Source organism: Falsiroseomonas oryziterrae (assembly GCF_021864505.1).
In the GTDB taxonomy this organism is placed as follows: domain Bacteria; phylum Pseudomonadota; class Alphaproteobacteria; order Acetobacterales; family Acetobacteraceae; genus Falsiroseomonas; species Falsiroseomonas oryziterrae.
Map to the genome: position 1 here is coordinate 1 of NZ_JAKJIB010000118.1, position 10,740 is coordinate 10,740.

The window sequence follows — 10,740 nt, forward strand, 5'->3', positions numbered from 1 at the left end:
GGCGGCGGCGGGGGCGGCGCGGCGGGCCCGGTGGTGCGCCGCGGCGCGTCGGGCAGCACCACCGCCGCGGGCGGGACCAGCACGGCCTGCGCCGTCTCGCGCAGCACGATGTTGGCCTCGACCGTCATGCCGATCATCAGCGGCGTGTCGTCCGGCAGCGTGATGCGCACGCGATAGGCCTTCCGCGTGGTGTCGCCCTTCGGCGTGATCTGCGCCACCTCGCCGGTCAGCACGCGGCCCGCGAAGGCATCCGCGCGGAGCAGCGCCCGCTGGCCCACGGCGATCCGCGCGATGTCCTCCTCGTCCACCTCGGCCGTCACGCGCAGCGGCCTCGGCTCGCCGATCCAGAACAGGCTGGCGGGCGTGTCCACCACCTCGCCCACCTCGGCGTCGCGGCGCAGCACCACGCCGTCGGTCGGCGCGCGCACCACGAAGTCGTTCAGCCGCTCGAGCAGCGCATCCGCCGCGGCGCGCGCGGCGCGCGCGTCGCGCTCGGCGCGTTCCAGCGTCGCCCGTGCGGCAATGTCGCGCGCCACCAGCGTGCGGGTGCGGTTGAGATCCTCCTGCGCGAAGCGGGCGCGCGCCTCCGCCTCGTCGGCGAGCAGCCGCGCCTGGCGGTCGTCGAGCCGGGCGAGCGCCTGGCCCTCGGTGACGCGGGCGCCTTCCTCGGCCAGCACGGCGACGATCCGTGCCCTGGTGGCGGGGCCGACGCGCGCCCAGTTCACCGGCTCGACCGACCCGGTCGCGTAGACCGCCTCCAGCGCCGGCCCGGCGGTGACGGCGGCGATGACGACGCGAGGCGGCAGCGTCCACCAGACCCACGCCCCGCCCCCGCCCAGGACGAGAAGCGCGAGGATGGTCAGGAGGCGTCGGGACATCTCGCCGGCGAGCCTAGAGCAGCGCCCGCCCGGGTGGAACCGCTTCGCGCTTCCGCCGACCGCGCGTAAGCCGCTCAGGAACCGCCGTTTTTCGCAACCGGCGGGCCGGGCGGCAGGTCCCGGCCGATCCTGCGTCTCCTCCGGCATCCGCCCCGAAGGTTACGCGCCCGCGGCCACGACAGGCCGGGCTTGCGAGGCGGAAGGTCCGCGGGCCGGTGGCCTTGCGGCAGGGGGCGCGCCCGGGAGAGCCCGGAGGTTGCCCCGCCGCCTGCCGCCCGCTATAGCCCCCGCCGCTGGAGCCGCACGCTCCCGGGCCGACATAGCTCAGCGGTAGAGCAACTGATTCGTAATCAGTAGGCCCCCGGTTCAAATCCGGGTGTCGGCACCACGCACCTTCTCGCCCCACTTGCGCGCCGCCGCTCGCGGGCAGTGCCCCCTCCCGTCCCGACGATCACGGCTCCCCCCGCCGGGCCGCCTGGCCTCTCCGCGCCACCACTCGCCCATGGCTTGCGCCGGCCGGCGCGGGTTGCATCCCGGGCCTGGGCGATCGACGCGCCGCGCGACACCGCTCCGGATGCACGCAGCGCGGGCGGCAGACCCACCCCATTCTCATTCTCGCGAACGACCCGTCTCAATTTTGCGCCTTCCGCTCTACTACAGAAACGATCGTGAGCACTTCCGATTACTTCGGGTTGCATCCGTGAAAATTGTGCTCACGGTTTCGTGAGATTCGGCGAAGCCCTAGCGAATCCTGCGATTCCACGTGCTATATGCCCTTCATCAACCGGTTCATCCGGTACGAGAATGGTTGCGCTCCAATTCCCCCCCGGGAGTTCCGCCAAAATGCACGCACGTCGTCAGCGAGTTCTGACCTACGCGGATCGCGTCGAACGCGACACGAAGCGTAGTCAACAGCTCTGGTCCGAAAGAAATCTGCGCCGAGTCGTCTGGGCGGGTCTATTCGTCTTCGCGCTCGTCTTCGCCGCCTCGAACCTGTTCCTGCAGCGCGACATCGCCTACGACGTCGCAGCAGCCTCCACGGCGGCCCTCGCGGTCAGCCTGGCGCTGCGCTTCCTGCTGCGCTGAGGCCGCAGGCCGCGGGACCGTGCGAAGGCCGCGTCGCCCGTCGCGCCGCGGCCCGTTGCCTGTGCATCGGCGTCGCGGCACGACCGCCAGCCCGGTCGGCGCGTCTCAATCCTCGTTGGTCATGCGCGCCGCGACGGCGCGGTCGTAGCCCTTGCTCGCCAGCAGCAGTTGCCGCGTGTAGGGCACCTTCGGCTCCTCCCGCCGCAGCGTCGCGACATCCATCTCCTCCACCACGATCCCTCGGCTCATCACCGCCAGCCGGTCGCACATATGCGCCACCACCGCGAGGTTGTGGCTGACCAGGATCATGGTCAGGCGCTGCGTCGCACGCAGCCGCTTCAGCAGGTTCAGGATCTCCGCCTGCACGCTGACGTCGAGCGCGCTCGTCGGCTCGTCCAGCAGCAGCACCCTCGGCTGCAGCATCAGCGCGCGCGCGATCGCGACACGCTGTCGCTGCCCGCCGGACAGCTGGTTCGGATACCGGAAGCGGAAGGCCGGCCCGAGCCCGACATCCTCCAGCGCCTGCGTCACGCGCCGGTCGACCTCGGCGATGCCGTGGATCTCGAGCGGCTCCGACAGCACCCGGTCCACGGTGTGGCGCGGATGCAGCGAGGCGTAGGGGTCCTGGAACACCATCTGCGCGATCCGCGGCAGCCGCGCGTCCCGCGTCGCGACATCGAGCCCGGCGATGCTCGCCGCGCCCGTCCAGTCGCGGTTCAGCCCCGCCAGCGCGCGCAGCACGGTGGACTTGCCGCTGCCGCTCTCCCCCACCAGCCCGAAGCTCTCGCCTTCCGCCACGTCGAACGACACGCCGCGCACCGCGCGCACCGCGTCGGCGCCCTTGCCGAAGGTGACGAAGAGATCGCGCACCGAGATCGCGGGGCCGCCCATCTCAGCCCTCCAGCCAGGCCGGGTCGCGCGACAGCGTCGGCAGCTCCGCCCGGTCATCGCCGATCCGCGGCAGGCTCTTCAGCAGCCCCTGCGTGTAGGGATGCGTGGCGGAGGCCAGATCGCGCGCCGCCACCTGCTCCACCACGCGGCCGGCATACATCACCAACACGCGGTCGCAGAAGCTCGCCACCAGGTCGAGGTCGTGGCTGATGAAGATCAGCCCCATCCCGCGCTCCCGCACCAAATCGTCGAGGATCGCCAGCACCTGCATCTGCACGGTGACATCCAGCGCGCTGGTCGGCTCGTCGGCGATCAGCAGGTCGGGCTCCGGCACCAGCATCATGGCGATCATGATGCGCTGGCCCATCCCGCCCGAGACCTCGTGCGGATAGAGCCGATAGACCCGCTCCGGATCGCGGATGCGCACCGCGGCGATCATCTCGAGCGCCTTCCGCCGCGCCGCCGCCGCGCCGATCCCGCCATGGATGCGCGCGGCTTCCGCGATCTGCTCGCCGACCGTCATAACCGGGTTCAGCGAGTATTTCGGGTCCTGCAGCACCAGCGAGATCCGCGCGCCGCGGATGCCGCGCAGGGTGCGCGACGAGGCGGTCAGCAGGTCCACCCCATCGAAGGCCAGCCGCTTCGCTTCCAGCCGTGCGTTCGCCGGCAGCAGCCGCATGATGGCGCGGCCGGTCAGCGACTTGCCCGAGCCCGATTCGCCCACGATGCCGAGCCGCTCGCGCCCGAGCGCGAAGGAGACGCCGCGCACCGCCCGGAACGGGCCCGTCGGCGTCTGGAAGGTGACGCGGAGGTCCTCCACCTCCAGCAGCGCACTCACTTCTTCCCTCTCGGGTCCATCACGTCGCGCAGCCCGTCGCCGAGCAGGTTGAAGGCCAGCGACACCACGAAGATCGCGAGCCCCGGGATCGTCGCCACCCACCACTGGTCGAGGATGTAGCGCCGCCCGGACGAGACCATCGCGCCCCACTCCGCCAGCGGCGGCTGCGCGCCGAGGCCGAGGAAGCCGAGCCCCGCCGCGGTTAGGATGATGCCCGCCATGTCGAGCGTGACCCGCACCGTCAGCGACGAGAGACACAGCGGCATGACGTGTCGCGCCAGGATGCGCCCCGTCCCCGCGCCCTGCAGCCGCGCGGCCGCGATGTAGTCGCTGTTGCGGATGGTCAGCGTCTCGGCCCGCGCGATGCGGGCATAGGGCGGCCAGGAGGTCAGCGCGATGGCGATCACCGCGTTCTCGATGCCCGGCCCCAGCGCGGCGACGAAGGCCAGCGCCAGGATCAGCGACGGGAAGGCCAGGAAGACGTCGGTGATGCGCATCAGCACCGCATCCACCCAGCCGCCGAGATAGCCCGCCGCGGTGCCCACCAGCAGCCCGATCGGTGCCGCGATCAGCGCGACCAGCACGACGATGTAGAGCGTGATCCGCGCGCCGTACACGATGCGGGAGAAGATGTCGCGGCCGAACTCGTCCGTGCCGAGCCAGTGCCCCTGCGATCCCGGCGGCAGCAGGCGCTGCGCCAGGTTCTGCTCATAGGGGTGGTGCGTGGCGATCCAGGGCGCGAAGGCGGCCACCAGCACCAGCGCCACCACGATGACGAGACCGAGCAGCGCCAGCCGGTTGCGCCGGAACTGCAGCCAGCCGCGATAGAGCTGCCCGAGCTTCGCCTCGCGCCGCGAGCGCGGCGCGTCCGACAGCAGCCGGTCGCGCCAGGAAGGTGCGGCCTCGCTCACTTCGCCCTCGGGTCGAGCAGCCTGTAGAGCAGGTCGGAGAGCAGGTTCACGCCGACGAAGACGGCGCCCACCACCACCGTCGCCCCCAGCACCGCGTTCATGTCGGCCGCCAGCAGCGCCGTCGTCAGGTAGCGCCCGAGCCCAGGCCAGGCGAAGACCGTCTCGGTCAGCACCGCGCCCTCCAGCAGCCGCGCATAGGACAGCGCGATGACCGTCACCAGTGGCACGGAGACGTTGCGCAGCGCATGCACCCAGACGATGCGCGCTTCCGACACGCCCTTGGCGCGCGCCGTCACCACGTATTCCTGCGTCAGCTGCTCCAGCATGAAGCTGCGCGTCATGCGCGCGATATAGGCGACCGAGAAGTAGCCGAGCACGGCGGAGGGCAGCACCACATGCCCGAACGCGTTCCAGAACACCTCCCACTCGCCCGCGACCGCCGCGTCCACCAGCAGCACGCCGGTCACCGGCTGCACGATGTCCTCGAAGAACACGCCGAGCCGTCCCGGCCCCTGCACCCAGCCGAGGATGCCGTAGAAGACCAGCAGCCCGACGATGCCGAGCCAGAAGATCGGCACGCTGTAGCCGACCAGGCCCACGACGCGCACGATCTGGTCCGGCCAGCGGTCCTGCCACACCGCGCCCGCGATGCCCATCGGCACGCCGAGTGCGACGCCGATGATGGTCGCGAAGGTCGCGAGCTCCAGCGTCGCCGGGAAGACGCGGGCGATGTCCTCGATCACCGGGCGGTTGGTGACGAGCGACATGCCGAAGTCGCCGGTCACCATCTTCTGGACATAGACCCAGAACTGCCACCACAGAGGCTGGTCCAGCCCGAGCTCGATCCGCACCGCCTCGTAGACGTCGCGCGGCGCCTGGTCGCCGACGACCGCGAGCACCGGGTCGATCGGCACCACGCGTCCGATGAAGAACGTCACCGCCAGCAGGCCGAGCAGCGTCAGCCCGACCTGCAGCAGGAAGCCCGGCGCCCGGCGCAGCGCAGTCATCCCGGTCTCCCTCTCCCGCTTGCGGGGGGTTCGATGCCACAGGCATCGGACGCCGAAGTGGCGGCGTAGCCGGCCCCGCAGGCTGGTCGGGGTGGGGGTGTCATTCGCTCAACTCGGATCGAGATGCGGCCTAACCCTTCTGCGCCCGCCAATAGACCGCGCTCAGCCCCGGCGAGCTCGCGAGATAGCCGGTGAGGTTGCTGCGGATCGCCACCTGCACCTGCTGCTGCGCGAAGACGGCGAAGGGCGAGGTGGCGATGAACTCCTCCTGGATCTGCCGGTAGAGCGCGGCGCGCGCGTTCTGGTCGCGCTCGCGCATCGCGGCTTCGGTCCGCGCCGTCAGCTCGGGGATGTTCCAGTTGTTGCGCCAGGTCAGCTTGCCCGGGTTGTTCGCACCCGGCGGGTTATGCGCGAAGCTGTCCGCGTTGTAGTGCGGGTCCGGATAGCCCAGGCCCCAGGTCCCGATGAAGAGCTGGTGGTTGCGGGCGCGGAACTTGGCCAGCACCTGCGTCCCCGTGGCTGGCAGCACCTCGAGCGTCACCCCGCCGCGGGCGAAGCTCGCCTGCAGCGCCTGCGCCACGTCGAGCGAGGGGAAGGTGTTCGCCGTGTCCATCGTCAGGCGGATGCCGTTCGGATGGCCGGCCTCGGCCAGCAGTCGGCGGGCGCGGTCCGGATCGAAGCGGTAGGGCCGGCTGTCCACCTCGCCCAGGATGGCGCGCGGGATGAAGGACTGGTGCGGGAAGACCTGGCCCGGCAGCAGGTTGCTGGCGATGGCGTCGTAGTCCACCAGCCACTTCAGCGCCTCGACCACGCGCGGATTGGCCAGGATCGGGTCGCCCATATTGGCCGAGAAGTACATGATCGTCGCGCGCGGGAACTCCGCAATGCCGAGGTTCGGCCGGCCGCGCAGCGCGGCGATGTCCGTCGGCGTCAGGTTGCGCGCGACATCCACGTCGCCGCGCTCCAGCAGCAGCCGCTGCGTCGCGGCTTCCGGCACGTGCCGTACGATGACCCGCTGCAGGTTGGCGCGGCCGCGCCACCAGTTGTCGTTGCGCTCCAGCGTGTAGCTCTCGTTCGGCTGGTAGCGCACCAGGCGATAGGCGCCGGACGCGGCGGAGTTGCGCCCGAGCCAGGCGTTGCCGAGGTCCTCGCCGGCGTTCTGCTGCACCAGCCGGCTGTCGAGGACGGAGCCGATGGTCGCCGTGAACAGGTTCTGGATCAGCGTCGGCGCATAGGCCTGGTCGAAGGTCACCTGGACCTCGAAGTCGCCGGTCTGGCGCACCGTCTGCTCGACATTCTCGCGCGTCAGCCCGACCGAGCGGTACATGAAGGCCGGCGTGCGGTTGATGAGCAGCGGGCGGCGGAGCGAGAAGGCGACGTCCGCCGCCGTCAGCGCGTTGCCCGAATGGAAGCGCACGCCCTGGCGGATGCGGAAGGTGAAGGTCCGCCCGTCCTCCGACACGGCGAAGGACTCCGCCAGGCCCGGCAGGATCTCCGCGGTCGGCTTGCTCTCGTCGATGACGAAGAGCTGGTCGTAGACGTTCTTCAGGACGTCGGAGCCGTCGATCTCGAAGGAATGGTGCGGGTCGAGCGAGACGATGCTGTCGATCTGCGCCGCGATCACCAGCGTGTTGCGTGGCGTCTGCGCGACGGCGGGACGGGCGCCCGGCAGGGCGGCGAGGGCGAGGCTGGCAGCGCCACCCGCGATCAGGGCGCGCTTCGGCAGGCGAGGGGTCATGGTGGTGTCTCCGGCGGGTCGACCGGTTCTCGCGTTCCGACAACCGGACTGTCAACGGTCCCCCCGGGCGGCTCGCCAGCGGCGAGCCGAGCGCGCGAATGCGCGCCGCGCCCAGACCGACCACGCCGCCGCATCGGCCGTGGCCGGCGCGTCAGCCAAGCCGGCGGAGCCGGCGCCCGGCGCCTGAGGGCACCGAGCCCTTCAATCGTACCGCAGGTCCGCCGCCTTGCCGCCGAAGATCCGCCAGGCCAGCACCGTGTAGGCCAGGATCACCGGCATCACGATCGCAGCACCGACCAGGATCAGCGACAGGCTCTCCGGCGCGCTCGCCGCCTGGAACAGCGTCAGCCGCTCCGGCACGATGTAGGGGAAGAAGGACCAGGCGAGGCCAGCGAAGGACAGGCAGAACAGCGCGACCGCCGCCCAGAAGGGCACCCGCCGCAGCGCATCGCCCGGCAGCGGCATGTGCCGCAGCAGCGCAAACAGCCCGAGCACCAGCGCCCCCGTCGCCAGCGGCAAGGGCGCCAGCAGCAGCAGGTTCGGCATCTCGAACCAGCGCGCGAGGATACGCGGCGAGGCCAGCGGGGTCGCCAGCGACACGCCGACGATGCCGGCCGCCACCACCCACAGCGTCCGCCGCGCCCAGGCGACCGCACGCCTCTGCAGCGCGCCCTCGGTCCGCCAGATCAGCCAGCAGGCGCCGATGAACGCGTAGGCCGCCGCGACGCCGAGCGCCGACAGCGCCGCGAAGGCGATCGCCGCCCCCGAATCGTCAAAGCCCAGCACGTAGCGCCCGAGCATCCAGCCCTGGGTCAACGCTGCCATGGCCGAGCCGCCCGCGAAGGCAAGGTCCCAGCGCGCCTTGTCCAGCGGCGTCGCCGCCTTGGCGCGGAACTCGAAGGCCACGCCGCGCAGCGTCAGCCCGACCAGCATCAGCGCGACCGGCAGATAGAGCGCCGTCAGCACCATCCCATGCGCCGTCGGGAAGGCGACCAGCAGCAGGCCGACGCCGAGCACCAGCCAGGTCTCGTTGGCGTCCCAGAAGGGCCCGATCGAGGCGATCATGCGGTCGCGCTCGCGCTCCTCCGGCGTCGCATGCAGCAGCAGCCCGACGCCAAGGTCGTAGCCGTCCAGTATGACGTAGAGCAGGATCGCCAGCGCCATGAGCGCCGCGAAGGCCAGCGCGAGCGTCTCGGCCGGGAGGAACGGGGTCACGTCACGCTCCGGCAGGCAAGGGCACGTTGCCCGGCAGGTGCTCCACCACGCGCCCCTTCGCCGCGAGGCGATAGAGCGTCGCAACATAGGCCACCAGCAGCGCCGCATAGAGCGCGAGGTACATCACCAGCGTGGACAGCACGGCGGTGGGCCCGACCGGCCCGACGGCATCGGCCGTGGTCAGCACGCCCGTGACCAGCCAGGGCTGGCGCCCGATCTCGGTCACGTACCAGCCGGCCAGCGTCGCCACCCAGCCCGCGAAGGTCATCACCACGAAGCCGCGCAGCAGCAGCTTCGGCAGCTCGCCGCGCCGCCACAGGAACCACGCCGCGGCGAGGCCCATGGCGATCATCAGCATCCCCGTCCCGACCATGATCCGGAAAGCGTAGAAGACCGGCGCCACCGGCGGGTGCTTGCCCTCGAACTCGTTCAGCCCCGGCACCACCCCGTCGAGGCTGTGGGTCAGCACGAGACTCGCGCCATAGGGGATCGCGATCTCGAAGCGGTTCTCGCGGCGCTCCTCGTCCGGGATCGCGAACAGCACCAGCGGCACGCCCGGCCGCGTCTCCCAGTTGCCTTCCATCGCCGCGACCTTGGCCGGCTGGTGCTCCAGCGTGTTCAGCCCGTGCAGGTCGCCGACGACCAGTTGCGTCGGCGCCAGCACCGCCGCCATCACCACGCCGGTCCGCAGCGCGACGCGCACTCCCGGCGCGCGGTCGCCGCGCAGCCAGCGCCAGGCCGACAGCCCCGCCATCAGGAAGGCCACGGTCAGCCCCGAGGCGATCAGCATATGCGCGAGCCGATACGGCATGGAGGGCGAGAAGACGATCGCCCACCAGTCGGTCGCATGCACGATCCCGTCGCGCAGCTCGAAGCCGGCCGGCGTGTGCATCCAGCTGTTCAGAACCAGGATCCAGAAGGCGCTCATCGTGGTGCCGAAGGCCACCAGCACGGTCGCCCCGGTATGCACCCAGCCCGGCACGCGCCGGAAGCCGAACAGCATGATCCCGAGGAAGGTCGCCTCCAGGAAGAAGGCCGTCAGGATCTCATAGGCCAGCAGCGGGCCCGCGACGTTGCCGACCTTCTCCATGAAGCCCGGCCAGTTGGTGCCGAACTGGAAGCTCATCGTGATGCCGGAGACGACGCCGAGCGCGAAGGACAGCGCGAAGACCTTCACCCAAAAGCGGTAGGCGTCCATCCACGCCTCGTCGCGCGTTGCGTTGAAGCGCAGCTTCAGGAACAGCAGCACCCAGCCCAGCGCGATGGTGATGGTCGGGAACAGGATGTGGAAGGAGATGTTGGCCGCGAACTGGATGCGGGCGAGCAGCAGCGCGTCCATCACTTCTTCTCCCTCGAGGCCGGCCGATTCAGACCTCCGCGCCATTCGGCGCTCCGGTCATCGGACGGCTCCTTCTTCCGCGACCGCCCGAGCGACACGACCTTGTCCGTCACCTCGACCAGCCGCGCGACCCGCGAGCCGAGCGCGAGCAGCTGTGCCAGACGCTCGGTTTCCAGCTTCCTGACGTCCTCGTACCAGTTGGTCAGCTGCTCGATCAGGCCGTGCATCTCGGCCATGCGCGCCTGGGCGTGGCGCTCCGCCTCGCTCGCCGGCGCCTGCATCAGCAGCTCGCGCAGCACCGACAAGGTCGGGTCCACCTCGCGCTTCTTCCGCTCCTCCGCCAGCACGCGCAGGATCTCCCAGACGTCGCCCGGCGTGGTGAAATGGTCGCGCCGGTCGTCCGGCACGTGGCGCACCCGCACCAGGTTCCAGGCCTGCAGCTCGCGCAGCCCCATCGAGACGTTGGAGCGCGAGACGCCCAGCGCCTCGACGATCGCATCCGCGTTCAGCGGCTCCGGCGAGACATAGAGCAGCGCGTAGATCTGCCCGACGGTGCGGTTGATGCCCCAGCGGCTGCCCATCTCGCCGAAATGCAGCACGAAGGCCTGGATCAGGGGCGGGAGGTTCATCGGTCCGGCGACGCTTTCGCGATTTCAGGAATTTCTGAAATTGCAGATACGTCATCTCGGCACCGGGTCAAGCCCCCCGGCGTGCGCTCACCCCCCGTCCCAGCCCAGCCCGCGCGAGACCTCCGCCGCCGCCGTCAGCGCCGCCTCCCGCGCCGCGCGCCGCACGGGTTCCGACGCCTCGGCGAGCGGCGCCGCCAGCCCGACCGCC

Annotated in this window: 10 protein-coding genes and 1 tRNA gene; 2 read left to right on the top strand and 9 right to left on the bottom strand. The window is 71.0% G+C overall.

Annotated elements, in window-relative coordinates; genetic code table 11:
• Positions 1–878: efflux RND transporter periplasmic adaptor subunit (locus L2I40_RS11455; RefSeq protein ID WP_237215089.1), on the bottom strand; the 878-nt coding region annotated here is incomplete at its 3' end.
• 313 nt (positions 879–1,191) lie between these two features.
• Here L2I40_RS11455 and L2I40_RS11460 point away from each other — a divergent pair.
• Together L2I40_RS11460 and L2I40_RS11465 are read left to right on the top strand one after the other, a co-directional pair.
• Positions 1,192–1,266 (top strand) — tRNA-Thr (locus L2I40_RS11460).
• A 455-nt stretch (positions 1,267–1,721) separates the two neighbouring features.
• Positions 1,722–1,964 carry a hypothetical protein gene (locus L2I40_RS11465; protein ID WP_237215090.1) on the top strand — a complete coding sequence of 81 codons (243 nt, stop codon included), beginning with the start codon at positions 1,722–1,724 and terminating at the stop codon, positions 1,962–1,964.
• Between the two features lie 105 nt (positions 1,965–2,069).
• On the opposite strand, the gene L2I40_RS11470 is transcribed toward L2I40_RS11465, so the two are convergent.
• The 8 genes from L2I40_RS11470 to L2I40_RS11505 all read right to left on the bottom strand — a co-directional run bounded on the left by L2I40_RS11470 (position 2,070) and on the right by L2I40_RS11505 (position 10,532).
• Entirely contained in the window at positions 2,070–2,855 is a 786-nt protein-coding gene (locus L2I40_RS11470; RefSeq protein ID WP_237215091.1) for an ABC transporter ATP-binding protein, read from the bottom strand.
• Position 2,856: 1 nt separating this feature from the next.
• Positions 2,857–3,693, bottom strand: coding sequence for an ABC transporter ATP-binding protein (locus tag L2I40_RS11475; protein WP_237215092.1), 837 nt, complete (start codon positions 3,691–3,693; stop codon positions 2,857–2,859).
• Complete coding sequence (gene nikC, locus L2I40_RS11480) at positions 3,690–4,604, bottom strand: nickel transporter permease (protein ID WP_237215093.1); 915 nt, start codon at positions 4,602–4,604, stop codon at positions 3,690–3,692. The genes L2I40_RS11475 and nikC overlap by 4 nt, the downstream gene beginning before the upstream one ends.
• Positions 4,601–5,611: an ABC transporter permease gene (locus tag L2I40_RS11485; protein ID WP_237215094.1), complete on the bottom strand. Its 1,011-nt coding sequence runs from the start codon at positions 5,609–5,611 to the stop codon at positions 4,601–4,603. The genes nikC and L2I40_RS11485 overlap by 4 nt, the downstream gene beginning before the upstream one ends.
• Positions 5,612–5,741: 130 nt before the next feature.
• Positions 5,742–7,349: an ABC transporter substrate-binding protein gene (locus L2I40_RS11490; RefSeq protein WP_237215095.1), complete on the bottom strand. Its 1,608-nt coding sequence runs from the start codon at positions 7,347–7,349 to the stop codon at positions 5,742–5,744.
• A 201-nt stretch (positions 7,350–7,550) separates the two neighbouring features.
• Complete coding sequence (locus L2I40_RS11495) at positions 7,551–8,564, bottom strand: cytochrome d ubiquinol oxidase subunit II (protein WP_237215096.1); 1,014 nt, start codon at positions 8,562–8,564, stop codon at positions 7,551–7,553.
• 1 nt (position 8,565) lies between these two features.
• Positions 8,566–9,903 (bottom strand): cytochrome ubiquinol oxidase subunit I, encoded by a 1,338-nt coding sequence (locus tag L2I40_RS11500; RefSeq protein WP_237215097.1) that lies wholly within the window; start codon positions 9,901–9,903, stop codon positions 8,566–8,568.
• Complete coding sequence (locus tag L2I40_RS11505) at positions 9,903–10,532, bottom strand: GbsR/MarR family transcriptional regulator (RefSeq protein ID WP_237215098.1); 630 nt, start codon at positions 10,530–10,532, stop codon at positions 9,903–9,905. Before L2I40_RS11505 ends, L2I40_RS11500 begins: the two co-directional genes overlap by 1 nt.
• Between the last annotated feature and the right edge of the window lie 208 nt (positions 10,533–10,740).